At 61.1% G+C, this 26,564-nt stretch carries 12 protein-coding genes; 3 read left to right on the top strand and 9 right to left on the bottom strand.

Annotation, left to right across the window (positions count from 1 at the left end; genetic code table 11):
- Nucleotides 1-5: 5 nt before the first annotated feature.
- The 9 genes from treY to ASG35_RS22185 all read right to left on the bottom strand — a co-directional run bounded on the left by treY (nt 6) and on the right by ASG35_RS22185 (nt 22,576).
- Complete coding sequence (treY, locus tag ASG35_RS22225) at nt 6-2,909, bottom strand: malto-oligosyltrehalose synthase (RefSeq protein ID WP_056362756.1); 2,904 nt, start codon at nt 2,907-2,909, stop codon at nt 6-8.
- Nucleotides 2,910-2,914: 5 nt separating this feature from the next.
- Nucleotides 2,915-5,140: a 4-alpha-glucanotransferase gene (malQ, locus tag ASG35_RS22220; RefSeq protein WP_082508579.1), complete on the bottom strand. Its 2,226-nt coding sequence runs from the start codon at nt 5,138-5,140 to the stop codon at nt 2,915-2,917.
- Between the two features lie 5 nt (nt 5,141-5,145).
- Entirely contained in the window at nt 5,146-7,017 is a 1,872-nt protein-coding gene (treZ, locus tag ASG35_RS22215; protein ID WP_056362753.1) for a malto-oligosyltrehalose trehalohydrolase, read from the bottom strand.
- A 94-nt stretch (nt 7,018-7,111) separates the two neighbouring features.
- Nucleotides 7,112-9,379 (bottom strand): glycogen debranching protein GlgX, encoded by a 2,268-nt coding sequence (gene glgX / locus ASG35_RS22210; protein ID WP_056362750.1) that lies wholly within the window; start codon nt 9,377-9,379, stop codon nt 7,112-7,114.
- Between the two features lie 996 nt (nt 9,380-10,375).
- Nucleotides 10,376-12,595 (bottom strand): 1,4-alpha-glucan branching protein GlgB, encoded by a 2,220-nt coding sequence (gene glgB / locus ASG35_RS22205; RefSeq protein WP_056363767.1) that lies wholly within the window; start codon nt 12,593-12,595, stop codon nt 10,376-10,378.
- Nucleotides 12,588-15,977: a maltose alpha-D-glucosyltransferase gene (gene treS, locus ASG35_RS22200; RefSeq protein WP_200945773.1), complete on the bottom strand. Its 3,390-nt coding sequence runs from the start codon at nt 15,975-15,977 to the stop codon at nt 12,588-12,590. The genes glgB and treS overlap by 8 nt, the downstream gene beginning before the upstream one ends.
- 135 nt (nt 15,978-16,112) lie before the next feature.
- On the bottom strand, nt 16,113-19,493 hold the full coding sequence (locus tag ASG35_RS22195) for an alpha-1,4-glucan--maltose-1-phosphate maltosyltransferase (protein WP_442854855.1): 3,381 nt from the start codon (nt 19,491-19,493) through the stop codon (nt 16,113-16,115).
- A 382-nt stretch (nt 19,494-19,875) separates the two neighbouring features.
- Nucleotides 19,876-21,552, bottom strand: a complete 1,677-nt coding sequence (gene glgA / locus ASG35_RS22190; RefSeq protein ID WP_056362744.1) for a glycogen synthase GlgA — start codon at nt 21,550-21,552, stop codon at nt 19,876-19,878.
- Nucleotides 21,553-21,919: 367 nt separating this feature from the next.
- Nucleotides 21,920-22,576, bottom strand: coding sequence for a DUF1345 domain-containing protein (locus tag ASG35_RS22185; RefSeq protein ID WP_056362741.1), 657 nt, complete (start codon nt 22,574-22,576; stop codon nt 21,920-21,922).
- A 253-nt stretch (nt 22,577-22,829) separates the two neighbouring features.
- Between ASG35_RS22185 and ASG35_RS22180 the strand changes: the two genes are divergently transcribed.
- The 3 genes from ASG35_RS22180 to ASG35_RS31050 all read left to right on the top strand — a co-directional run bounded on the left by ASG35_RS22180 (nt 22,830) and on the right by ASG35_RS31050 (nt 26,500).
- On the top strand, nt 22,830-23,411 hold the full coding sequence (locus tag ASG35_RS22180; RefSeq protein ID WP_056363763.1) for a sugar dehydrogenase complex small subunit: 582 nt from the start codon (nt 22,830-22,832) through the stop codon (nt 23,409-23,411).
- 81 nt (nt 23,412-23,492) lie between these two features.
- Nucleotides 23,493-25,094 (top strand): GMC family oxidoreductase, encoded by a 1,602-nt coding sequence (locus ASG35_RS22175; RefSeq protein ID WP_056362738.1) that lies wholly within the window; start codon nt 23,493-23,495, stop codon nt 25,092-25,094.
- A 23-nt stretch (nt 25,095-25,117) separates the two neighbouring features.
- Complete coding sequence (locus tag ASG35_RS31050) at nt 25,118-26,500, top strand: cytochrome c (protein WP_156393318.1); 1,383 nt, start codon at nt 25,118-25,120, stop codon at nt 26,498-26,500.
- Nucleotides 26,501-26,564 lie beyond the last annotated feature (64 nt).

The following is a 26,564-nucleotide window of genomic DNA, read 5'->3' as shown; positions in this document are numbered from 1 at the left end:
CTTTATCAGACGCGCGGCACGCCTTCTTCCATTAGCAGTGCAACCGGCATCGATGCCAACGCGTCGCGCATGAACAGGTGCTGACCGTCGGACTTGGGCGCGTTCGGGCTCAGCCAGTCGAACAACGCGCGCGATGCCAGCGCTTCCGGCAACACGACCGCCGTGTCGCCCCAATCGGCGGCATCGACCAAAGGCAGGCCGGTGTTGTTTTCCGCGAGCAACGACTCAGCCAGGCGCGTTGCGATAACGATCACGTACGCGCTTCCCAGGTGCCGCGCGAAGGCAATCACGTTGTCGGCGTGAGCGCCTTCCACTTTCAGCGGCACATACGATCCGCGCTCGAACAGCGACTGCGCATGCGCGCGCAACGCAAGCGCTCGGCGCACGATGCCGAGCTTCACGCGACCGTCCTTCCAGTTCTGCAATTGTTCCGATGGCGCACCTTGCGCCTCGCCTTCGGCAAGCCACGCACGGCGCTGATCGAAGTCGACCGGCCGGCGATTGTCGGGATCGACGAGACTGAAGTCCCATAGTTCGGTGCCCTGATAAAGATCCGGCACGCCCGGCGATGTCAGCCGCAACAATGTCTGCTGGAAACTGTTGATGGCGCCGGTCTTCGCAATGCGCGCAACGAACGCGGGCAACTCGCCGAGGAAACCATCGCGGCGCTGAGGCGCGAGGATATCGAAGAGGAAATCGCGGCAGGCGTTTTCGTACGCTTCGTCCGGCGCGAACCAACTCGTGCGTAACTTGGCTTCGCGCATTGCCTTCAATTGCCACGCGCTCACACGCTCGGCGAGCTCCTTGACGCCGGCTTCGTCGTCGAGGGAAAGCGTCGGCGGCCAGCAGCCGACCAACGTCTGATACAGCATTGCTTCGGCGCCGGCGCCGGGCGCCCACGCGGTTTCATCGGCGTTCAGGATGCGGCGATGCGGCGTGTTCAGCGTCGACCAGCTTTTCAGCGTGGCCGCCCATTCATCGGGGATCTCGCTCAGCGCCGCGATTCGCGCGCGCACGTCTTCGCCGCGCTTGTGATCGTGCGTCGCGGTCGTGAGCATGGCGTTCGGAAAGCGTTCGGCACGTTCCTCGTTGCCTGCGTGAAACTTCTCGACCGATAACGAAAACTCGCCCGGATCCGCTCCGACTTCGTTACGTGAAATGAGCCGGCCGTATCGATAACACGAGGTGTCTTCAACAGCCTTGGCCGCTACCGGCGACGTCAGCTGCGAGAACAAGGTTTGCGCATTGCGCCTGTGCGAGCCGATTGAATTCGAGCCGTTGACGCTTGCCGGCGGGTTGTTGAACGCGCTGACCGGGCGCTCGCGTCCGTGGCGATCGAGCGGCCGTTCGCGCGGCTTTTCTTCAACGGCTTCTTCGCCGCCAGGACCGCCGAGCCATTGCGCGACTTGATCCAGAATGCCGTGATCCGCAGGTGCGAGCGCGGCTTTCGCGCCTTCGTATGCCATTGAGAAGAAGCGTTCGTCTTCGGCGCTGCGCTGACCGCTAACGGGATAAATCCGATACACGGGGAAATGCACGACAAGTTCAGTCGTGACCCGTTTCAACGATGAAAACGTGAAGTCGCGCGTGGCGGGCAAGTCGCGTGCGATCCGGTGCAGCGCGCGCGAAACGCGGTCGAGTTCGGCGGAAAGATTCTCGGCGAGGATCTTGCGGCGCGCGGCTTCGGCTTCGACTGCGAACTCGGCGGGACGGCCGGACAACTCGGCCCAGCTCAGGGCCAAAGGTTCGGCGCCGCGCGGATCGTGCAGCAACGCGCCGACGTCGTTCATGAAATCGTAGCCGGTGGTGCCATCGATTTGCCAGTCATCGCGCACCGGCTCGCCGCGAGCCAGGATTTTTTCGACGACAAAATACGTGCGCGGCTGGCGCAGATGTTCGGGCCGCTGTTGCGCAAGATCCTCAAGGCGGCTGCGCAGGCGCTGGCAATATTCGCGCGGCTCGGCAAGGCCATCGACGTGATCGATACGCACGCCGTCTATCAGCCCTTCAGTGAACAGCCGGAAAATCAGCGCGTGCGATGCCTCGAACACTTCCGGGCGCTCAACGCGCATGCCGCCGAGCGTGGAGACGTCGAAGAAACGCCGCCAGTTCACTTCGTCCGCGGCCGTGCGCCACCATGCAAGGCGATAATGCTGGCGTTCGAGCAAGCGGTGCAAACGGTCGCGGCCTATTGCGTTTTCGCCGGAATGGGCGCGCACGGCGGCATCGATCGCTTTCTTGCCTTCATCCGTTGCCGCGAATTCCTTGAGCGCCGCGCGTGCTTCGTCGGCGCGTGGCTGATCGGCAGGTTGCGTCGAGAGGCCGGTGAAGCGCTGCGCCATGTCCGGCGCGCTGTCCTGCAGGATCGACGCGTAGTCGAGCGGGCTGACCGGGAACGTGTTGCTGTAGTACGTGACCTTGAAACGGCCGTCGGCGGCGTCGAAGGTCAGCTTGATCTTGTTGCCTTTCAGTTCCTCGCCGTAGGCGGCGCCCAGGAACGGCGCGAGGACTTTGCCGCGCAAGGCGGGATCGGGCGAGTGCCAGTCCACGTCGAAATAACGCGAATGCGCTGCGTGCCGGCCCCATTCGAGGATATCCATCCACCAAAGGTTTTCGGAACCGCCCACGCCCATGTGATTCGGCACGATGTCGACGATCACGCCCATCTCGTGTTCGCGTAACTTTTCGACCAGGCGTTTCAAGCCTTCTTCGCCGCCGAGTTCAGGGTTCACGCGTGTGTAGTCGACGGTGTCGTAGCCGTGCGTGGAACCGCTCGTGGCGGTCGTGATCGGCGATAAATATGCGTGGCTGATTCCAAGCGACGCCATGTAGTCGACCTGGCGCGCGGCGTCGTCGAACGTGAAATCCTTGTGAAGCTGCAGGCGAAGCGTGGAGCGCGGGACGGTCATGGTGTTCAGTCAGTGGGTGATGCGTTATGCGCGGTGTCATGCGCGGCCGCCTTCGTATGGGCGGATTTCTGTCGGGCCTGATCGATGGCAAGCAGCCGGTCAACGAATGAATCGTCATCGAACAGTTCTGGTACGGGAACGGCCAGCCGCCGGCGCCAGTTCGGATGCTCGTCGATAGAACCGGGCAGGTTCGGCATCTCGGCGAGCCCGAGCAAGTCTTCCAGCGGGTAAGTGACGAGCGGCGCGGGCGTGGATGCCACGAACGCAAGCGCTTCGTCGACCGGCGCCGTTTGCGGCGAGATATCGGCGGCAATGCTGACATCCGGCGCGGCAACGCCGGCATCCTGAAAAGCAGTCCACAGCAATTCGCGATCCTCACCGCGTTCCGCCTGCGCCAGTTCGACGGGGTCCTTACCATCGGCGCGAACCGCGGTCTGGCCGATCTTCGAGCGCCACACAATATCTTCGCCGGTCCACCAGCCGGTTACGGTCGGCAGATCGTGCGTGGTCGTGGTCGCGGAAACATCGTGGTCCCAATCCGCGGGCGCCTTGAAACCGGGACCTTCCTCGGCGCGTTCGAACCACAGGACGCGAATGCCGAGCAGTCCATGTTCTTGCAGCCGCTCGCGAAAACCCGGCGGGACGGTGCCGAGGTCTTCGCCAATCACAATCGCTTTATGCCGCCACGATTCAAGCGCGATCAGGCGCAACAAATCTTCAAGCGGATAGCGGAGGTACGCGCCGTTCTTCGCGCTTTCGCCATCGGGCACGAGCCACAAACGGCGCAAGCCGAGAATGTGATCGATACGAATACCGCCCGCGAGCGTGAATGCGGCCCGCAGCATGTCGATAAACGCCGTGAAGCCCTGCGTGCGCATGGCGCGTGGCGAGAACGTGGTGAGTCCCCACGATTGCCCTTTCTGGTTGAACAGATCGGGCGGCGCGCCGACGGACACGCCTTGCAGCATTTCATCGCGATACGACCAGGCGTGACTTCCCGCGCTGTCGCAGCCCACGGCGAGATCCGCGATCAGCCCGATCGCCATGCCGGAATCGCGCGCCACGTGTTGCGCATGCGACAAACCTTTCGCCGCGAGCCATTGCGCGAACAGGAAAAATTCGACTTCTTCTTTATGCGCATCGGCGAATTCGGCGACGGCGTGGCTGCGTGGATCGTCCAGATCGTTCGACCAGTTGCGCCAATGGCCTTCGCCGGATTCCTTCAACTGCGCCGCCTGCAGCGCTTCGAAACGCGCGTGGTCTTCCAGCGCGCGTCCGCCATGTTTGACGAACTTCGCAAAGTCCTGGTGCAGCGAGTTGTCGGTTTGCGACTTCAGCTGGGCGAAAAGCGCGCGCAGCACCGCCAGCTTCGCCGTCACCACGCGCGGCCAGTCGATGAGTTGCAGCGCTTCGAGCTTGGCGAATTCATCGGCGACATTGGCTGTCTCGATCGCGTTCTGCGCAGCTTCCGCGCCCATCACCGCCGCCGGATCGATATGCGCGATATTCAGGAACAAGCGCGACGACGGCGAATACGGGCTGAACTTGTTCGGCTCGGCGCTGAACATGGCGTGCATCGGGCTGATCGCAACGGCGTGGCTGCCACGCTTCGCGCTCTCGGCGGCGAGCGTGGCAAGCGCGGTGTAATCGCCGACACCGCCGTCGCCCGCGCGCCGCAAACCGTAAACCTGGGCGGCGACGCCCCACATCGGCGGGGCTTTTTTCGCGTCGGATTCGATCGCGCGCCAGGCGTCGTCGACGGTAAAGCAGCGCGCCGGTGCCACGGCGAGCGTCGTGCGCTGCTCGTTGATCACGAGCGTGTGATATCCCGGCTCGGAGATCGGCGAGAGCAACGCGGTTTCGCCGCGTGGCGACGTGAATCGTCCGTCGATCACAGCGCCGCTTTCAAGCTCTATCCGATACCGCGCGCCGGTTTTCACAGCCGCCACCGGCAGCGCAATGGCGCGGTCGATTTCAGCGGTCATCAGCGGCGGCAGCTTGCGGCCGGCCAGCTCGGCGTCGAGCGTGGCAGTGCTTTGCTTCAACTGCGCGGCGTTGCCGCAAGGCAGACCAAGTCGTTCCAGCAGCACAGTCAGCGTTTCTTCCGGCACGCGTTGCGTTTGCTTGTGCGCGTCCTGCCACTCGACTTCGAAACCGGCCTTGATGGCAAGCGCCTCGATGGGCGTGGGCGGCGTGGGTGCTTGGCCGGACGTGGCCGGCGGTGTGGTGATCGTGCTCACGAGGTTTTCCCCGAAGCTTTGACGCGGCGGGCGTCATGATTGAACGCGGCATCGGCGAAATCGCCCGTCAGCCACGCGATAAAAGTCTCGGCGCCAAGCTCGCCCTTATCCGCGGAATCGCGTGCGCGCGCCGGCGTTTCGAAGACGACCTTGCCTGGCGGATGACCCGCGAGTTGAACCGGTTCGCGGCCGAGATTCAGCGCGATGGAATACGTGCTGCCATCGCCAAGCCGCCAGTTCGCGACGACCGCCTTTTCACCGATCACCTTCGCGCCCAGCGCCTTCGAATTCTTCAGGCGCGACATCAGGAGCTTCGTGCGCACAGCCAGCGCCGAGCGATAGAAATGCAGCCAGTCGTTGTGATCGGCGGCAAGTTTTGATGCGTCCGGCGACGACATCTTGAACGTGTCGATATGGTTCGGATCCGGAATTTGCGCGCGGCGCTTTTCGTCGGTGAAAACGGTGAATTTCGCGAATTCCTTGCGGCGTCCTTCGCGCACGGCATCGGCGAGTTCGTCGTGATAATCCGTGAAGAACAGGAACGGTTGCGTGGAACCGTGCTGCTCTTCCATGAACAACATGGGGATTTGCGGCGACAACAGCATCAAGCCTGTTGCGGCGTACAGCGCGTCTTCCGTGGTCAGCGTGCGCAGCCGGTCGCCCATCGCCCGGTTGCCAACCTGGTCGTGGTTCTGCAAGAACATCACGAATGCGGTCGGCGGCAAATGACCGCTCGGTTCGCCGCGCGGTTCTCCATCGTGAATGGGCGATGGCTCGCCTTGATACACAAAACCTTCGCTCAGGACGCGGGCGAGTTTGTGTATCGGATCCTGGCTGTAGGCGCCGTAATAGCTTTCGTCTTCGCCGGTCAGCAACACGTGCAAGGTGTTGTGCGAGTCGTCGCTCCATTGCGCGTTGAAATGCGATTCCAGCAAATTCGACGTGTTGTTCTCGTTCTCGAGCACAAGATGCACATGGCGCCCGTGTTCCACCGACGAACGCACGCGGTCCGCCAATTCGCGCAGCCATTCGTCGTCGTTGATGGCGTGCACGGCGTCCAGACGCAAGCCGTCGAATCGATATTCGTTGAGCCAGTAGATGGCGTTATCGAAGAAAAAATCGCGCACTTGCGGGCGTTCGAAATCGATCGCCGGGCCCCACGGCGTATTCACGCCTTCGCGGAAAAAAGTCTTTGCGTACGCGCTCAGGTAATTGCCGTCCGGGCCGAAGTGGTTGTAGACCACGTCGAGGAAAACCATCAGGCCGAGACCATGCGCGGTATCGATAAGCGTCTTCAGTTCTTCCGGCGTGCCATATGCCGAATCCGGCGCGTAAGGCAGCACGCCGTCGTAACCCCAGTTGCGCGTGCCGCTGAAGTCATTGAGCGGCATCAGCTCGATCGCCGTCACGCCGAGATGCGCCAGTTCTTCGAGGCGCTTCGTCACGCCGGCATAACCGCCGAGCGTGCCGACGTGCAATTCATAGAGCACGGTTTCTTCCCACGGCCGGCCATGCCAGCTCGTGTTTTCCCACCGGAACGCGCGTGGATCGATGACCTCGCTCGGGCCATTGACGTCTTCGGGCTGAAAACGCGATGCGGGATCCGGCACGGCCAGATCGTCGTTCAGTCTGTAGCGATAGCGCGTACCCGCGCCACCTTCGGCCACGGCTTCGTACCAGCCGTCGCCTGTCGCGTTCATATCGATGAGCCTGGGTTGCTGGTCGCCTTCAAGCAGTTCGAGCTGAACCGCTTTGAGCGATGGCGCCCAGAACCGATACCGCGTGTGGCCGGCGTCGGTGAGGTGGGCGCCGAACGGCAGGCAATGAGCGTGTTGGCGCTTGTGCGGGTCAATGGGAGTTTCAGACATGGTCTCTTTGCCTTCAAGTGCGCTTTCAGATACTTGGCTAGGGTGCGTAGGCTTTGATCATTCGCCACGTTCGCCGCATTTATCGCTACGTCAATCAAGTTTCGGATTCGTCGGGCGCCAATGGTGTTGCCGGATTCCCAGCCGTTTTCCAGGGTTCCGGCGTGCGTCTGGGTCCAATCGTGCCGGGGTCCGGCGGCAACGCGGTCAGCAACCGCGGTCCCTCGTGCGCACCGGCCATCCAAACGGCTTGCCAGTCGGCGTCGCCGGTTGGCTGCGCGAGCAGGACGGCCACGCTATGGGCCTGCACCTCCAGTTCCGCGCCAATCAACGGGGACTGCAATGCGTCGGGCGCAGCGCTATCCATGAGCACATTCCATTCCAAGTGCGGTGCGGGCGGCACAAAAGTCAGCGCTGCCGAGGACGCGTTCATCATGATGAGCATGACGTCGATCGTCCCGTCGAGACCCGGTCCCGCGCGACGCAGCGTGAGCGCGCGCCCTTCCGGGTCTTGCCACGCGTCGGTGGTGAGCGCGGCGCCGCGTTCGTCGAACCAGCCGACATCGTAGAGACCGGGGAGGACCTCTTTATCGCCGTGCAGGAAACGCATTTCGCGTAACAGCGGGTAGTTTTTTCGCAGCGCAATCACGCGCGCGATGAAGTCCGTCATCGTGCGGCCGGCGGGGGTATCGGCGAGACGCCAGTCCATCCACGAAATCTCGTTGTCCTGGCAATACGCGTTGTTGTTGCCCATTTGCGAACGGCCGAATTCGTCGCCGCCGAGCAGCATTGGCGTGCCGAGCGAAAGCAGGTTGGTCGCGACCAGCGCGCGCGCCACGCGAGCGCGTGTTTCGAGGATTTCGGCGTCGTCGGTTGGGCCTTCCACGCCCCAGTTTGTGCTGCAGTTCTCGTTGTGGCCGTCGTTGTTGCCTTCCTTGTTGATCTCGTTGTGCTTCTGGTCGTAGGCGGTGACGTCGGCGAGCGTGAAGCCGTCGTGCGACGCCACGAAATTCACCGATGCCCACGGTTTCCTGCGCCGCCGGGAAAACAGCTCCGCCGATCCCGTCAGCCGTGCCGCGAGGTCGGGACGCACGCCTGCGTCGCCGCGCCAGAAACGGCGCACGCCATCGCGAAATTTATCGTTCCATTCCGCGAAGCCCGGCGGATGATTGCCGACCTGATAGCCATCGGGCCCGATATCCCACGGTTCCGAAATCATCTTTCGCGTATTCAGGATGGGATCCTGACGAATGGCATCGAAGAAACCCGAGCCCGGATCGAAGCCGTGGCCTTCGCGGCCGAGCGTCACGCCCAGATCGAAACGAAAGCCGTCGATGTTGAACGCGGTTGCCCAGTAGCGCAGCGAGTCCATCACCATTTGCAGCACGCGCGGATGCGAGAGGTTGACCGTGTTGCCGCAACCGGTGTCGTTGATGTAATGGCGTTCGTCGCCGGGAATCAGGCGGTAGTAGCTGGCGTTGTCGAGGCCGCGCCATGACATGGTCGGGCCGAGTTCGTTGCCTTCGCACGTGTGGTTGTAGACCACGTCGAGGAACACCTCGATGCCCGCCGCGTGCAGCCGGCGCACGGCGATGCGCATCTCGTTCAAGCGGTTCGTTGACAGGTAGGACGGTTCGGGCGCGAAGAAACAGGCGGTGTTGTAGCCCCAGTAGTTCTTCAGGCCGCGTTCGACCAGAAAGCGGTCGTTGAGGAACGCGTGCACCGGAAGAAATTCGACAGCCGTGATCCCGAGCTTCTGCAAATGTTCGATGAACCACGGTGACGACAACGCTGCGAACGAGCCGCGTTCGTGCTGGCGGATATCGTGGCGCAGCATGGAGGTGCCGCGTACGTGTGTTTCGTAGATGACCGTTTCGCCCCAGGGGACGTCGGGGCGTGTGTCGCGGGACCAGTCGAAAGCGTCGTCGGTGACGACGCATTTCGGCATGGCGGGCGCGGAGTCGCGCCGGTCCATGGAGAGGTCGAGGCGATTCGAGTGCACGCGATAGCCGAAGAGTGCGTCGGACCATCGCCATTGGCCGACGAGTTTTTTGGCGTACGGGTCGAGGAGGAGCTTGTGCGGGTTGAACCTGTGGCCGTGTTGGGGCTGGTAGGCGCCGTGGGCGCGGAAGCCGTAGACCGTGCCGGGGTGCGCGCCCGGAAGGTAACCGTGCCAGATTTCATCGGTGCATTCGGGGAGTTCGAAGCGGGTGAGTTCTTTGCGGCCGGTTGTATCGAAGAGGCAGACTTCGATTTTTTGCGCGTTGGCGGAGAAGACGGCGAAGTTGACACCCAAACCGTCCCAGTTTGCTCCGAGCGGGTAGGGCGCGCCCGGGAGTAACTTGTCGGGGAATGAATTCGGCATAGAATTTTCGTTCGCACTCGATGGGGTTTTGGGGTTGGGGTTTGGGTGGGTTTTTACTGTTTGGGTCTTTGCGGGTTTTGTCTTTGCTGTTCGCTTTGGCCGTGGCGGGCCTGTTTCACAGTAGCGGTCGGGGTTCGTGCCGGGTTGCTGCTTTTCAGGTCCTCGCGGGTTCTGTTTTAGCTGTTCTCTTTATCACTGTTAGCCACTGTCCGTGGCGGGACTTCATTTCTTTGTCCAACGGCGACAAAGAAACGAAGCAAAGAAAACGCCTCTCCACCGCTAATTCTTAAGTGTCCACAGCGTGCAGCGACAACTGCGTGGCACGCAAGAAGCACCCTCAGCGCATAACCGCGTCCTCTTGAAACCCTCTCCCTCCGGCAACAGATACCCACACGCTTCGCCACCAACGTCGGAATCCGTTAATACGGAAACCCGGCATACACATATTTTCGGCTTGAGCTCGTAACCATTTCCCGCATCTCGAAATTCGTCCAAGACCTCACCGTGCGTACGCTCCGCGCAGGGTTATCGTCTGGTTGCCGCCAACACGGCTAAGTCTTCGTTGCCCTGAACTGGTGGGCGCTGGGTTTCCGAGTTAGTGGATTCCCACACTGGTGGCGAAGCGTGTGGGTATCCGTGAACGGAGGGGGAGGGTTTCAAGTGGTCGGGGTTATGCGCTGGGGGTGCTTCTTGCGTGCCACGCAGTTTTCACTGCACGCTGTGGACACTTAAGAATTAGCGGTTGGAAGGCGTTTTCTTTGCTTCGTTTCTTTGTCGCCGTTGGACAAAGAAATGAAGTCCCGCCACGGACATGTGGACACTTAAGAATTAGCGGTTGGAAGGCGTTTTCTTTGCTTCGTTTCTTTGTCGCCGTTGGACAAAGAAATGAAGTCCCGCCACGGACAGTGGCTAACAGTGCAAGAGAGAATAGAAAACACAAAACCCGCGAAAGCTTAAACAGCAGCAACCCAGCACTAACCCCGACCAACCCCCCGTTCAGTCCAGCCTCAACACAATCGTAGCCAACGGTGGCAACACTAGCGCAACAGAAAACTCTCGCCCATGACTAGAAATCTCCTCGGCATGAATAACGCCGCCATTCCCCACATTCGATCCCCCATAAACCGAAGCATCGGAATTAAGAATCTCCGTCCATCGCCCGCCGCACGGCAACCCAACCCTATACCCCTGCCGGGGCACCGGCGTCATATTCGATATCACCACACACTCACGCCCTTCACCATCCGTCCGCCGGAAAGCAAACACGCTATTCCCGGAATCATCCCCCACGAGCCAGTCAAAACCACGCGGATCGCTATCGAGCTTATGAAGCGCCGGCTCCGCCCCGTACACCTTGTTCAAATCGCGAACGAGCTTCTGCAATCCGCCGTGGTACGGATCATCAAGCAAATGCCAATGCGGCGATGCATCGTGATTGAACTCGGCGAACTGACCAAATTCACCACCCATGAACAACAATTTCTTGCCCGGGTGCGTCCACATAAAACCTAGATATGCCCGCAGATTGGCAAATTTCTGCCAGTGATCGCCCGGCATCTTGCCGATCAACGATCCCTTCCCATGCACGACTTCATCGTGGGAAAGCGGCAATACAAAGCGCTCGGAATACGCGTAGACCATCCCGAAAGTGAACATGTTGTGGTGGTACTGCCTGTACACAGGATCTTCTTCCATGTAATGCAGCGTGTCGTGCATCCAGCCCATGTTCCACTTGAAATCAAAACCCAATCCGCCATCTTCGACGCGCGCCGTCACGCCCGGCCACGCCGTCGATTCTTCTGCAATCGTGATCGCGCCCGGGATCTGGCGGACCTCGTGATTCAGGCGTTTTAAAAACGCAATCGATTCGAGATTTTCACGGCCGCCGTAAATGTTCGGCACCCATTCGTCGGCTTTCCGCGAATAGTCGCGATACAACATCGATGCCACCGCGTCCACGCGCAGCCCATCGACGTGATAACGCTTCAGCCACGCCAGCCCGGACGCCACCAGGAACGCACTCACCTCGTTGCGCCCGAGGTTGTAGATCATCGTGTTCCAGTCCTGGTGATAACCCTCGCGCGGATCGGCATGCTCGTAAAGCGGCGTGCCGTCGAACTGATAAAGACCATGCGCGTCGTTCGGGAAATGCGCCGGAACCCAGTCGAGAATGATCCCGAGCTCAGCCTCATGCGCGCGGTTCACGAACTCCGCGAATTGCTCAGGCGTCCCGAATCGTGCCGATGGCGCAAATTGCCCCAACGGCTGATATCCCCACGATCCACCAAACGGATGCTCGGCAACGGGCATGAATTCAAGGTGCGTGAAACCCATGCTCTTTGCATAGGGGATCAAACGCTCGGCAAGTTCATGCCAGTTCAAACCGCGGTTGCCATCTTCAGGCACGCGCAGCCACGATTCCGCGTGGACTTCGTAAATCGAGATCGGCGCGTCGACGGTCTGCTTTGGGCCGCGCTTGGTGTTCATCCATTCGCTGTCGGTCCAGCTGTATCCGTCGATGGCATCCGCATCTGCAACCACCGATGCCGTCGCCGGCGGCCGTTCGCTTTGCATCGCGCACGGGTCGGCTTTCAACGGCAGCGCATGGCCTTCGCGCGTGATGATTTCGTATTTGTAGCGCGTGCCCGCGCCGAGGCCCGGGACGAACAATTCCCAGACGCCCGCGTTGTGGCGAAGGCGCATGGGGTGACGCCGGCCGTCCCACGAATTGAAGTCGCCGACCACGGAAACGCGACGCGCATTTGGTGCCCAGACGGCAAAACGCACACCCGATACACCGCCATGCACGACCGGCCGCGAACCCAGGCATTCGAGCACCGCATACGGATCGCCCCATGAAATGCGGTTGAGCGCGTCTTCGTCGAGAACCGGGCCGAACGAATAGGTATCGGCGACTTCTTGCGGCGTGCCGTGCCAGTCGATATTTAACCGGTAAGGCTGCATCTCGTCGATAAACCCAACAAAAAGCCCCGCGGGATGAATCTGCGTGAGCGTGCCGAGCGGCGCGCTGCCGTCGCGCGCGAGGACCTGCACGCTGGTCGCGCCGGGCAGCAGCACGCGCACTACCGGGCCGGTATCGGTCTGATGCAAGCCGAGCTTGGAAAACGGATCGGGATGCCGCGCCTCGACGAGCGCGTCGATATCGAGCGGATGCAGGCCTTCGGTCAGGCTGCGGTCGTCGGTGCGCTTATTCATGTTCGTTTCCATCGGATGTGTCCTTTTGTGCGGCGTCCGCGGGACGCGAGCCGGGCGCGAGCGGTGCGCCGGTATCGCCAAGCAAGCGGCTCGCGAGCGACGCGAGGCCACGCAGCGGCAAGCCGATCCAGGTCGGACGGTTGGCCGCTTCATAGCGGATTTCGTAGGCGGCTTTTTCGATCAGGAAAAGATCGAGCAAGGCAGCCAGGGTGGATTCATCGCCGGCAACGGGTTGCGGGGAGGTCGCGACCGCCGCGTTGTATTCGGCAAGGAAACCTTCTTCGCCGTGCGCGCGCAGGCGCTCGAACAGTGCACGTTTGCGATCGGCGGTAGCGGCCGGTGCGTTCTCGGTCGTCGGCTGCGCTGCGGCGCTGGCATACGAAAGCGAACGCAATAAGCCGGCCACGTCGCGCAACGGGCTCGACTTCTTGCGGCGCTCTTCCAGCGGCCGCGCCGGTTCGCCCTCGAAGTCGATCAGGAATGCATCGCCCTGAGCCATCAGGACCTGACCCAGATGGAAGTCGCCGTGAATGCGGATGCGCAGCGCCTGGGCGCTTTCCGGCACGAGTTTCTGCACGGCCGCGAGCAGCAGATCGCGGCGATCGAGCAGGCTTTGCGCGAGTTCGCGGTCGTGCTCGCTGAAGTCGCGGATCTTGGCGCTGAGAATGTCGAGCGCGGTGACGAGCAGCGTGTGCGTGCCGTCGTTCCATGCACGCACATCTTCCTTCGATGCCGTCTCGGGCGAGAACGCCGGATCGTCGGAAGGCGAGGCGAGCGCGACGTGCAGTTCGCCGAGACGCCGCCCAATGATCCCCGCGATCTTCCGGTATCCCTCGATGCCCTGCATTTCCTTCTCGCGGTCCATCGAATGATCTTCGGTGTCCACGGCGAGCGCCAGTTCATCGACGGTGCGGCGCAAATAGTCGAGCGCGTAGTTCCAGGCATCGCCCTGGTTGTCGATGAATCCCTGCAAGATGCACAACGTATGCGGCACGCCTTCCGGATCGACGCGCACGACTTCGCCGAACAGCGGCCCCGTGTTCGCGTAACCGAGCTTGGTCAGGTAGCGGCTCATTTCCGCTTCCGGATGAATGCCGCCAACGAGACGCCGCACGAGCTTGAGCACGACCTGATCGCCGATCACGAGCGAACTGTTGCTTTGTTCTGCCGCCAGCCAGCGGATCTCGGGCAGCGGTTCGCCCGGCTTGAAATTGAAATTCAGCGCATCCAGACGCTCGGTCGGGACGAAGCGGATCTCGCTTTTCTGCACGGTCGGAACCACCGCGCGCTGCTTGAGTTTCCTCAACACGCCATACGTGAACGCCGGTACGGCGAACGCGTCGGTGATGTGACCAATATTGCGGCTTTGGCGCACGCGGGCCAGCGCCAGTTGCATGTAAAGCGGCGACGTGGTTTCCGTGCCCCATGCAATGGTCAGGGGCAGCACGTAGCGTTCGGTGTGATCGCCGACATCGGCTTCCACTTCGGTGAACGCGAAGCCTGCTTCGGGAATGGTCGTCAACGCGGCGAGCCGCACGCTCTTCAACGTCTGATCCTTCGATGCAAACCAGCGTCGCTTGCTCAAATAAGACGGCAGCACTTCGGACTCGAGCAGGCGCACGTTCTCCGGCGTCGGGCCGGTCTGGCCGGCGCGGATCACCATGGTCACGAATTCCGGCAATTGTTCTGACGGCGCCTGGCTCCACGCCGGCCGCTGATTGCCCGGGCAAAGCTGGAACCACAAGAAACCGTACGGCGGGAACGTCAGCAAATACGTCAACTGGCCGATAGGCGGGAAAGCGGAATCCGCGGTCATTTCCAGCGGCACGGAACCGGCGTACTCGGATAAATCCAGCTCAACGGCTTGCGGCGCGCGCGAAAGATTCGCGACGCACAGGATTGGCGGTTCGCCTTCGATCTCGCGGATATACGCCAGGATCTTGCGGTTGTTCGGGCGCAGGAAGCGGATCGTGCCGCGGCCGAACGCATGTTTCGCGCGACGCACGGCGAGCATCTTGCGCGTCCAGTTGAGCAACGAGTGCGGATCGCGGCTTTGCGATTCCACGTTGATCGCGTCGTAGCCGTAAAGCGATCCCATCACCGGCGGCAAGACGAGTTGCTCGGGATCGGCGCGCGAAAATCCGCCGTTCCTGTCCGATGACCATTGCATCGGCGTACGCACGCCGTCGCGATCGCCCAGGTGGATGTTGTCGCCCATGCCGAGTTCATCGCCGTAATAGATCACGGGCGTGCCGGGCATGGAAAGCAGCAGCGAATTGATCAGCTCGATACGACGCCGATCGCGTTCCATCAGCGGCGCGAGACGGCGCCGAATGCCGAGGTTCAGGCGCGCGCGGCGATCGCTTGCATACGTGTTCCACAAATAATCGCGCTCGGAATCCGTCACCATTTCGAGCGTGAGTTCATCGTGATTACGCAGGAAAATCGCCCACTGGTTGGTCGGCGCGAGGTCCGGCGTCTGGCGCATGATGTCGGTGATCGGGAAGCGGTCTTCGCTCGCAATCGACATATAGATGCGCGGCATCAGCGGGAAGTGGAACGCCATGTGGCATTCGTCTTCATCGCCGAAATATTCCTTCACGTCTTCCGGCCACTGATTCGCTTCGGCCAGCAACATGCGGTTCGGATATTCCTTGTCGATGGTCGCGCGGATCGTCTTCAGGATCGCGTGCGTTTCAGGCAGATTTTCGTTGTTCGTGCCTTCGCGTTCCACGAGATACGGCACGGCGTCGAGCCGCAGCCCGTCGATGCCCATATCCAGCCAGAAGCGCATGACCGACAGCACTTCCTTCAGCACGGAAGGATTATCGAAGTTCAGGTCGGGCTGGTGGTTGAAGAACCGGTGCCAATAATACTGACCCGCGACCGGATCATGCGTCCAGTTGGACGGCTCCGAATCGATGAAGATGATCCGCGTGTCTTCGTATTTCTTGTCGGTATCGGACCAGACGTAGTAGTTGCGGTGATTCGAGCCGGGCTTCGCAAGACGCGCGCGCTGGAACCACGGGTGTTGATCGGACGTATGGTTGATGACGAGTTCCGTCACCACGCGAATGCCGCGTGCGTGCGCTTCCTGAATGAAGCGCTTGACGTCGGCGAGCGTGCCGTAATCCGGATGCACGTTGCGGTAATCGGCAATGTCGTAACCGTCGTCGCGACGGGGCGATGGATAGAACGGCAGCAGCCAGATGCAATCCACGCCGAGTTCCGCGATGTAATCGAGCTTGGCGAGCAGACCGGGGAAATCGCCGATGCCGTCATTGTTGGCATCGAAGAAAGATTTGATATGGATCTGATAGATGATCGCGTCTTTGTACCAGAGCGGATCGTTGCTGACAGTCGAATTCTTGTTGCGCTTCACGTGTCGCTCCTTGAGCCGGCGAGGTGCGCGTGTGCGCACTGTTTCCGGCTGCGTGAGTTGTTCTGTGTCACGTCGGCCAATGCCTTCGTGATGATGCCCCGCGCGCTTTTTGTAAGGCCCGCGGGCTCGTTGATTTCAGGCTGCGGTGTCCTTGCGGGGCAGGCCCCACGTCGGTGCGATTCTCCAGATCGCAAACGGCCGCGTATTGGGATCGAGACGAATGTGCTGCCGTCTGCCGCGCCATTCGAAACGTTCGCCCGTCATCTGGTCCTCTACCGCCAGCGCGTCCCATTCCTGCACGCCCCAGCCGGAAAGGGTCTGCCACGGCAATTCGATATCCGCGCCTTGCTCGTTGAACGGATCGAGGTTGATCGCGACCAGCACCACGTTGTCACGCGCGGCGTTGGCTTTCTCGAAGAAGAGGATGTTGTCGTTGTGCGCAGGCAGGAAGTTGACGCCGAGATGCGAATGCAGCGCCGGGTTTGCTTTCCGGATTCGGTTCAACGCAGTGATCTCGCCGACAATATTCCCCGGCCAGTTCCAATCCCACGCGCGAATCTGGTACTTCTCCGAATCGAGATATTCCTCGCTGTTCGGCAGCGCCGCGGCTTCGCACAACTCGAAACCGCTATACACGCCCCAAAGTCCCGAAAGCGTTGCGGCAAGCGCCGCGCGGATCACAAATCCGGCGCGTCCCGAACGCTGCAGGAAACGCGGGTTGATATCGGGCGTATTGACGAAGAAATTCGGACGAAAGAAATCCTTCGCATCGGTTTGCGTCAGGTCGTGCATGTATTCCACAAAGTCGCGCTTCGATTCACGCCACGTGAAGTACGTGTACGACTGCGAGAAACCGAGCTTGGCGAGGCGGTTCATGACACGCGGACGCGTGAACGCTTCGGCCAGGAACATGACGTCGGGATGGCGCGCACGCACGTCGCCGATCACCCATTCCCAGAAAGGCATGGGCTTGGTGTGCGGGTTATCGACGCGGAAGATCTTCACGCCTGCCGCAATCCAGAACAGAAATACGTCTCGCAATGAAAGCCACAGCTCAGGCTTTGCGTCCTTCGCATAAAAGTCCGGATTCACGATGTCCTGATACTTCTTCGGCGGATTTTCTGCGTAACGCAGCGTGCCGTCAGGGCGCCACGCGAACCACGTGGGATGTTCCTGCAGCCACGGATGGTCCGGCGAACATTGCACCGCGAAGTCGAGCGCAATTTCAAGGCCGTGCGCACGCGCGGCCTCGAGCATGCGCTTGAAGTCGTCCAGATTACCAAGCTCCGGATGGACGGCGTCGTGCCCGCCTTCCTTGCCGCCGATCGCATACGGGCTGCCCACGTCGCCGGGTAAAGCCGTCAGCGTATTGTTCTTGCCCTTGCGGTTTGCAATGCCAATCGGGTTGATCGGCGGGAAGTACAGCACGTCGAAACCCATTTCGCGAATGCGCGGCATCTTGCCGATCACATCGATAAATGTCCCGTGGCGGTTTTCATCGTCGCTCATGGAACGCGGGAAGATCTCGTACCAGCTTGCAAATCGCGCGGCGGCGCGCTCGGCGTCGATCCGGTAAATCACAGGATCGCGCGACAAGAACGGACGATGCCGCGCCGCTTCGATCGCCTGCGCCGTCTCCGCGGACAAAGCCAGCGCAAGGCGCGTTTCGCCATCGGCTTTCGCGAACTGCTTGACGATGCCTTCCAGCGGCTCCGTCTGTGAACCTTCCGTGGTCTTCACCTCGGCCAGGATCAGCGCGAACAAGTGCCGCAATTCTTCGAGCTCGAGTTCGACCGTCTGCTCGGCCTTGAGCTTTTTCTGCATGTGATCGATCAGCGATGCAAAATCGTCGCGCCATGCGATCACGGTGAATTCATGACGGCCAAGACGATCGAGCGGAATGCTGGTCGTCCACAAATCGTTGCCGAGCGGAATGACCGGAACCATCTTGGCTTCGTGCCAGTCGGTTTCATCGGCGGCGCGCCATTGGACCGCGGCCGCGATCTTGTCGTGGCCTTCGGCGAAGATCGCCGCGGTGATCTCGGCGGCTTCGCCCACGATCCGCTTCGCCGGGAAACGTCCGTGATCAACTGATGGTTCGACGCTCTCGATCATCACGCGCGCCGCGACGAGCGCCTCGTTCACCGATTTTCTATCGGCGGATTTGGCGCCGCGCTTCACTTGCGGCTGGGCAAGCAAAATGGGCGGTTCGGACGCGCCGCGCAACAAGCGGACTTCGCCCGGCTGCAGCAGGAAAGGTTTGAGCGGCAACGGCGTCTCGGTCGTGTCTTCATCGATCGCGCGAAAACGCGTGAAGTTGCCCGGCGCGCCATCGAGCAAATGACGGGTATCGATATAAACCGGCTTGGTCAGGTCGGCGTTCATCACGATCAGCGCAGCTTCGCTCGCCGTGCGCAAGTCCGGGCCGCTGCCGCGCAAGATTGCAGCGTACGGCGTGCCGGGACCGGTGAGCGTGCGCAACTCGCCGGTGCTGGCGAGCGCAGCGGAATTGCGTTGCAGCGCGTTCGCGTGCGCGACTTCCGCCGAGACATTAAAGCGCGCATTCTCTTTCGCGCGATTGAATTCTTCCGCGCTGCCGTGGTTGTACGAGAGCGGTTGCGTGACGCCGTATTCGAAGCCCATTGGCACGAGCACGCCCGTGCCGATGCCCGCCGCCGTGTACAACGCGCGTCGGTAAGCGCGTTCCACGAGCGACGAATCGCTGGTATCGGGAAGGTCGTTTAGCAAGCGCGTGCCGTAGGGTTCTTCGGGGAACGCAATCGGCGGCGCGATGCGGAACAACGCCGCGTGTTCATCGAAGAGCCAGTTGCTCTGAAAGTCCCACCATCTCGCCGATGAAAACACCGAGTCGAAACCGGCATCGGCGAGATTCGCAATGTCTTGGCGGCTGATGCCAACCGTCCACGCAAGCCACTTGGTTTGCGGATGACGCTCGCGCACGGCCGCACCCAAACGCCGCCAGACATGCGCGGGCACCTTGTGCGGCGCTTCGAAGCGAAAGCCGCCAACGCCGGCATCGGCGATCAGCATCAACTCGCGCGCCCACCATTCGGTCAGCGCGTGGGCCGCTTCGCCATCGCCGAAATTGGCATGCGCGACGCTTTCTTCGTGCGGCGCGGTGCGCGGGTCGAGCCGCGCTTCGGCGGCTTCGAACGGATGAAACCAATGGCGGTTGTCCTGGAACAGGCCGCCTTCGGCGCTGACGCGATCGAGGTTGATATCGACCAGCAGTGTCAGCCCGCTCTTCTCCGCCTGGCTTGAAAGCAGTCGCAAGGCTTCGCTTGCCGGCAGGTCGGATTCGAATGCGGGGTGCAATTTGTGATGATCGGCCACTGCCTGTCGATGCCCGTTCTTGCCGGGCAGGAAAGGCGCACCGATCAGGACGTGATCGAAGCCGAGGGCTGCGGCGTGTTCGAATTGCGCGGGCCACTGAGACAATGGTCCGACGAGAAGCGGGTCGATGAAATAGATTCGTGGCGCATACGCTTGAAGCATGTGATGGTGTTCCATCGGTCGTCTTTTCCAGTTCGTCCTGCTATGGCGTGGATGCGGGAAAACGCGATCGCGCTCAACCAGGCAATAACCAACCGCAAGAACGGCTACGGCAGACGAGCCTCAGACAGTCTTCAAGCACCAGTTCCGGGGTCACGAGTGCGGTACGTATCTTCATGAAGCTGTCATGCGCGATACGTCGTTCAGTGCGGCGCCAGGGTCGCCTTGTGGTCACAGCACGTAACGTGCCGCGCCGTTCGCGGGATCTGGCGTGGGTGTCGAGAGCCTTGCTTCAGGTCAAACGACCGCTGCCCGCCGCACGTAAATCAGTGCGGCGGGCAGCAACGTCGTAACCGTACCATTGAACGGCGCGATGTGAACGCCTTCAGGCGCTGCGCGCGATGAGTTGTGGCCGCTCTGTGCCCTGTCGGGATGCAGCGGCAGCGGGCGCTGCCTTGGCGGAGATGACGGCGATCGACGGAACCGCGGGCGTATGGACCGGCACACGGCGCGTGCGCAGCGGTGTTTTCGCGGGACGTGCGTCCGTCAGGCTTGCGTAAAGCTGAACGTATTTTGCAACCGCGTGGCTCCAGCCATAGTCGCGCGCCATTGCGTTGCGCTGGAGCGTGCGCCACTGTTGCGGGCGCATGAATGCTTGAACGGCGCGCGTGACGGCGGCGACCATGTCTTGAGCCGCTTCGCCATCGAAGAGAAAACCCGTGGCCGCACGCGACGATGTCGCGCCTTCAAAGCTGCCGAGGCTTTCAACCGGCGAAGACTGGAAACCTTCTTGCAGCGACGAAGCTTCGGCGGCATCCACGATGGTGTCAGCCAGTCCGCCAACTCGCGATGCCACCGGCAAGGTGCCGTAGCGCATTGCGTAGATTTGCGTTAGGCCGCATGGCTCGAAGCGGCTGCCGTGCAGCAGGATATCTGCGCCGGAGTGAAGCACGTGCGCGCGACGTTCGTCGTAACCAATATGCACGCCGATCCGGTCCGGCCACGTTTGCGCCAAACGCTGGAACGCCGTTTCAATGTGCGCTTCGCCTTTGCCGATCACCGCGATCTGCAAACGCGGATGCTGCTCGAGCATGGCGGGGATTGCATCGATCACGACATCGGCCATTTTCTGCGATGTCATGCGGCTGCCGATTGCAATCACCGGCGCGAAAGGATCGACAGGAAGCCCGAACATTTGTTGAAGCTCGCGCTTGCAGGCGTGCTTGCCGCGCATATCGTCGAAACAATAGTTGCGCGCGATTTGTGCGTCCGTCATGGGATCCCACGCGCCGACATCGATGCCATTGATGATGCCCGACAGCTTCTCTGCATAACATTGCAGGACGCCTTCCATCAGATGGCCGAAGCGCGGCGTGAGGATTTCGCGCGCATAGGTTTCGCTGACGGTAGCGACATGATCCGCGTGGACAATGCCGGCTTTCATCAGACTCAACGCGCCATAAAATTCGATGCTCTTCTGTTCAGTCAACGCAGGCACGAGCCACTTCGCCGGCACGCCGAGCGCTGCACCAAGCGAGAGCGAATAGTTGCCCTGGAACGCCAGATTGTGGATCGTGAAAACGCTTTTTGCGTGCACGCCGGCGTGCTTCATCAAGAGCGGCGTGAGGCCGGAGTGCCAGTCGTGTGCATGGACAATGTCCGGCTTCTTGAAGCCGCGAACGCCTTCGGCCAGCCGAACCGCCGCCGCCGATAACGATGCAAACCGGATGGCGTTGTCTTCGTAGTCGCGTCCGCTGGCGTCCTGATAAAGCCCGTCGCGTGCATACAGATGATCCATGCGCAACAGGATTACGGGTACGCCCGTATCAGGCATGCGGCCACGATATAAAACGCCGTCACCGCCCGGAAGGCCCGTCAATGAAGCGACCTTCTGCAAACCATCGACTAATTGCAATGCGTTTGGATAAGCCGGCAAAAGTATCGCCGCATCCACTCCCGCTTCACGCAACGCTGCGGCGTATGCGCTGACCATGTCACCTAATCCGCCAGTTTTGGCAAGCGGCACGGCCTCTGAAGCGACAAGCAATACGTTCAAGGACAAAGCTGACTCCTGGCGTTTGAAAGATGAAAAGCGATGGGCGGCGCCCGGCCTGTTCAAAAGGCGGCGCACGCGTCCGGTGCTTTTATCGGAGGGGAAGAGGGGATGCGAATTCTTTAGAGCAAACGTTGTGCCATGCAGCATGATTTTCCCCAAAACCGCGGGAAAGCGTTAGGCAGGCCGCACTTAATAGATGACGTTACGCTCGGAAGAAGACAGACATTTGAAGCTGTGTAAAAAAGCACGCGTTGGTAACGGCGTTTTTACACAGCGGAATTGGGAATGGTTATATGAAACGAATGCAGGAAAATAAGACCGACGGCTTTTTTGTTTCCAGCAATTATTGCTATGCGCGTGTTTATGGCCAGATTTATGAGCCTAATAATCCGGCAGCGGTATTCACGCATAAACCCAGCACGGCAGCGTTGAAGAAGAACGACAACACCGACTGCGCCAATGCGGTTCGCCTGACTTCGGTTGATCGCAGCACCACGTCCGATGTCTGCGATGCCACCGCGATCGTGAACGAGAAATACAGGAAGTCCCAATAGCCGGGCTTCAAGTGCGTATCGGGAAATTTCAGCGATGTCTCGTCTTGCGACTGATAGTAGTGTCGTGCGTAGTGGAGCGTGAACATGGTCGGGATCAGGAACCACGCGCCGAACATGGTGATACCCGTCAGCAGATAGTTAGGGAAGGCGCTGCGAAATCCCATGTTCTTGGCAGCCGCCAGTTCGGCGACGATCGCCACGACACTCGCCATGGCCGCGAGGCTGACGATCAGCAGGACCATGCCGGCGTTTTCGTCTTCGCGCGCGGCGAGCTTCTGGACGTCGTCCTGATGAGCCCTCCACATCTGGATCCATATGAGCACGAGATACAGCCATACGGTAGTGTCCCAGCCAATCAGTCCGCGCACGAGCGGGCGCAAGTCATATGGAACCAAAATTGCGATAATCACACCAATGACCAAAGCAATGACTGCCCTCGGGCGATATCGAACTACGTTGGGAAGCATCAGGTTCATTTTTATCGTGGCCTGGTAATGGCGGTCATTGGCGGTTATCGGCGGTCATCGCGCCAAGTTGTAGCGCCGCGATTATTGCCCGGGCAGCTTTCAAATTCCAACGGACTCTCGGCGCAGTGTGCAGTCTCACGCGCGTTGACGTTCTGACGTACAGCTTCAACCATTTCAAAGATATCGACAGACCGTGTCTTACCGGCCGCGTATTTGTCGATCATCGCTCTTGCGCAACAAACGCGAATCGGGACATCAACCAATGACACAGCCTCAACATCCCTCGTTGCCCGCTCACTCGGACAAACACTCGGCCGCGCGCCGGCGGTTCGTCCTCGGCGCGTGTGCATCGGCGGTCGCGCTCGCGTTCACATCGGCGGGACTCGGGTTTCCTTCGCTCTTCACGCAGGCTTTCGCCGATACCCCTCCCGCCGGCCTCGAAGGTTTCCTTCTGCTATCGCGCAGGCTCACCGGCCGCACGAGCTTCGATCCCGCGTTGGCGCAGCGCGTGTACGACGCGTTATCGAAGTCGGATAGCGAGTTCGTGGCAAATGTCACCGCGCTCAACGAATGGCTCGCGGCGCACGGCGGCGTGCCATCCGATACGGTCACGCAAGCATTGAAGGCCGATACCCCCAGGCTCGCCGGCACGGTCACGGCTGTCATGCGCGCGTGGTATCTCGGTCTCGTCGGCGATGGACCCAGCACGAGCGTCGTGGCCTACGAACGCGCGCTGATGTTCGATCCGGTCAACGACGTGCTGACCATTCCTTCCTATTGCCGCGATGTCCCGTTCTACTGGACGCAAAAGCCGCCGGCAGTCGGCGCGCCGAACGCCGCCTGAAGCAGGCCGTATAAAAATCACGCCGGCGCGTGGCTGATCAGCGCGACCGAAGCACATAAGCACCTCACAGGACAATACAAAATGGCAAATTCGAATTCGGCCGATGTCGTGGTCGTCGGATCCGGCGTCGCGGGCGGTCTGGTCGCCCATCAGCTCGCAAGCGCGGGCGCATCCGTGATCCTGCTCGAAGCCGGGCCGCGCATTCCGCGCTGGCAGATCGTCGAGAACTTTCGCAACTCGCCCGCAAAAGCGGATTTCGCGACGCCGTATCCGTCCACGCCTTACGCGCCGCATCCCGAGTATTCGCCCGAGAACAACTATCTGATTCAGAAGGGCGAGTATCCGTATGCATCGCAATACTTGCGGCTCGTGGGCGGCACGACGTGGCACTGGGCCGCGGCCGCGTGGCGTTTGCTGCCCGCTGACTTCAAGATCAGGACGCTGTATGGCGTGGGCCGCGACTGGCCGATCTCGTACGAGACGCTCGAGCCGTGGTATCAGGCGGCCGAGGTGCAGCTGGGTGTATCGGGTCCCGGGCGCGATGTCGATCTCGGTTCGCCGCGCTCGAAGCCGTATCCCATGGACATGTTGCCGCTCTCGTACATGGACCAGCGTTTCTCCGATGTCCTCAACGCCGACTCGTTTCATGTCGTGCCCGAACCGGTCGCGCGCAACAGCCGTCCGTACGATTCACGCCCGACGTGTTGTGGCAATAACAACTGCATGCCGATCTGCCCGATCGCGGCCATGTACAACGGCGTCACGCATGCCGAGAAAGCCGAGCGCGCAGGGGCCAGGCTGGTTCCGCAAGCGGTCGTCTACAAGATCGAATCCGACGACAAAGGCCTGATCACCGCCGTCCATTACAAGGACCCGAACGGCAACAGCACGCGCGTCACGGGCAAGCTGTTCGTGCTGGCGGCGAACGGCATCGAAACGCCGAAGCTGATGTTGCAATCCGTGTCCGACAGGTTCAAGAGCGGGATTGGCAACAGCTCCGACCAGGTTGGCCGAAACCTGATGGACCATCCGGGAACCGGCGTGACTTTCCTCGCGAATGAAACCTTATGGCCGGGACGCGGGCCGATGGAAATGACGTCCATCGTCAATTTCCGCGATGGCGCCTTCCGTTCCGAATACGCGGCGAAGAAGCTGCATCTTTCGAATGGCGTGCCGACCATGGCGATCACCGCGGATCTCATCGCGAAGGGTTTGAGCGGCGCCGAGCTCGATCGCCAGATTCGCGATCGCGCCGCGCGCACCATGAACATCAACAGCTTCCACGAGCATCTGGCCGAACCGCAGAACCGCGTGTTGCCGTCGTCGGACCATAAGGATTCGCTCGGCATTCCGCAGCCCGAGATCTATTACTCCATCAACGACTACGTGAAGAAAAGCGCCGCCGATACCCGCACGCACTACGCGCGAATCGCGGAATTGTTCGGCGGCACGGAGATCACCTTCGACGATAAATTCGCCCCGAACAATCACATCATGGGCACGACCATCATGGGCGCCGATCCGAAGGATTCCGTGGTCGATACCGAATGCCGCACGCACGACCATCCGAACCTGTTCGTGGCCGGAAGCGCGGTGATGCCGACGGCGGCATCGGTGAATTGCACGTTGACGCTGTCCGCGTTGTCGCTGCGTCTCGCCGACAAACTGAAGAAAGAACTTTGATTGCGCGCCGACGGAGAGCCACGATGAAGAACCAGAAACCCCGCGACGCCCGCAGACCGATAAAACGTCTTGGCGCCGCACTTGCCGTGCTGGCGCTCGCCATAGCCGGCGCGATGAATGTCCATTCCCTGATCGAACCCGCGCAGGCACAAACGGCTGCGGGCGCGACGAACGGCGCGGAAACGGCGACGATCGTCAAAGACAACCAGGCCAGTGCCGACTTGATCAAGCGTGGCGAATATCTCGCGCGCGCGGGCGATTGCATTGCGTGTCATACCGCCGACAAAGCTCGTCCCTTCGCCGGCGGCCTCCCCATCAACACGCCGTTCGGGACCATCTACACGCCGAACATCACGAGCGATCCGGACACGGGTATCGGCCGATGGACCGACGCCGATTTCCTGCGCGCCATGCACGAAGGCATCGGCAAGGGCGGCGAGCGCTTGTATCCGGCGTTCCCCTACGCGGACTACACCAAGGTCACGGACAGCGATGTCCTCGCGATCCGCGCTTACCTCAACACGCTCGCGCCGATCCACTATTCGCCGCCGCGCAACGAGATGTCGTTTCCGTTCAACCAGCGCTGGCTGATGGTGTTCTGGAACATGGTCAACTTCAAGGAAGGCCGTTTTGTCCCTGACCCGAAGCAGAGCGCCGAAGTGAATCGCGGGGCTTACCTGGTCGAAGGTCTTGCGCATTGCGAGGAATGCCATACGCCGCGCAATGTCACGCAAGGCCTCAAGTCGAGCGAACGCTTCAGCGGCGCGGAGCTTTCCGGCTGGCACGCGTACAACATCACGCCGGACAAGAACGCGGGCGTAGGCAACTGGACGGACGATGAACTCGCGCAATATCTCGCCACCGGCGCCGTGCATGGCCGCGCGAACGCAGCAGGCCCGATGGCCGATGTCATCCAGAACAGCACGCAATACATGAGCTCGGAAGACTTGCGTTCCATGGTCGCGTATCTGCGCACGGTTCCTGCCCAAAGCGCCGGCGACACGCGTCCGCGCGATTCTTTTGGCAAGGCGACCAGCGAAGACGTGATCGCGATGCGCGGCACACGGATAAGCGGCGTGAACGGCGAGCAATTGTTCATCGCGAATTGCGCGACTTGCCATAGCTGGACTGGTGAAGGACGCGGAGGCAGTGCGGCGGGCGCGTATCCGTCGCTGATTCATAACAGCGTGGTCGGGGCATCGGCGGCGAACAATCTGACCATGGTCATGCTGCACGGCGTGAATCGCGAGACCAAAACGGCTCATGTTTTCATGCCGGCGTTCGCGGATCAGCTCAATGACGAGCAAATTGCCGCCATCAGCAACTACGTGACGAAGACGTTCGGAAATCCGCAATCGACGACAACTGGCGCTCAGGTCACGAAATTGCGTGGAACGCCGCAGTAAAGATGCGAAGTCGCGTAGTAAATGCACGTTTGTGCGGTGCGGCACGGCAAATTTTGCTTTGTCG

It is taken from the genome of Burkholderia sp. Leaf177, assembly GCF_001424345.1.
Lineage (GTDB): Bacteria > Pseudomonadota > Gammaproteobacteria > Burkholderiales > Burkholderiaceae > Caballeronia.
Note: the sequence above shows the minus strand (reverse complement) of the source record. Positions and strands in the feature narration are given on the sequence as shown.